The following is an 896-nucleotide window of genomic DNA, read 5'->3' on the forward strand; positions in this document are numbered from 1 at the left end:
TTCGTTTCACGCTCCCGAAGGGGATTTTCTCAAAGCCTATATCAGATAATAGCCCCGTAGGGGTGCCGTTATCTGGGCAGGGTTTCCACTTCCTGACCTTACCTTTTGGTCCAGCGGTATACGGTGGCTTGGCTGGCACCAGTGATTGCCATAACTTCCTGAATCGACTTTCCAGCCTGCAAAAGCTCGATGCCTTGTTCTCTGGTGGTCTTGCCTTTCAGCTTGCCACGGTATGACTGAATTTCAGAGGTGTGCGTGCTTTCAACGTAATACTCAAAATCACCCTGATTCATCCGCTTGCTTGTCCACTTTGCAACGCTTGTTGCCGTTGCACGGATTTCGCTCAACGGTAGCGGGCTGGTGAACTGCAGATTGATCATCTGTGCACGGGTCAGGCACGCATCGAGCCACTGACGATAGTCAGGCCAGCCCTGCCTTTGAGCCCTATAAGCCCACTTTCTCAATTCTTCGAAAAGCGTGCAGTTCCTGCCCAGCCCATAATCGACGATGATTTTCGGTTTCTTTGTCGATAGGTCGAGATAGTCAGCCAGTTCGCCCAATTCATAGGCTCTGTCGTTCCACTCGTGGACTTGCCAGTGCTTGTGAAGCGGGTTCTTGACGATTAGCCCTGCATAGCCTCTGTCAGCGTCTAAAAGCCCACACAGAGCGTTTTCGACTGCTGCTGCATACCGCAGAGGTGCCACCCTTCCGTCCGGTGCTGTGCGGACTGCTGTGGATAGGGCATACAGAGCGTGAGCGTGCCCGTTGGCTTGATTTTTAACTGTCAGATTCGGAGCGGGTGCCCCACGGTCAGACCAATCAATGCTTGCACCTGGACGGTCAATATCAAACGCCATCCAGTAAAGGTGAGTTGGTCCGTTATGCTGTATATATTT

Annotated in this window: 1 protein-coding gene; it reads right to left on the reverse strand. The window is 52.2% G+C overall.

Annotation, left to right across the window (positions count from 1 at the left end):
* Positions 1–98 precede the first annotated feature (98 nt).
* Positions 99–896, reverse strand: a 798-nt coding sequence (locus tag GHO41_RS29370; RefSeq protein WP_228393622.1) for a replication initiation protein, incomplete at its 5' end; no start/stop codon positions are given.

It is taken from the genome of Pseudomonas sp. FSL R10-0399 (assembly GCF_009600165.1).
Lineage (GTDB): Bacteria > Pseudomonadota > Gammaproteobacteria > Pseudomonadales > Pseudomonadaceae > Aquipseudomonas > Aquipseudomonas helleri.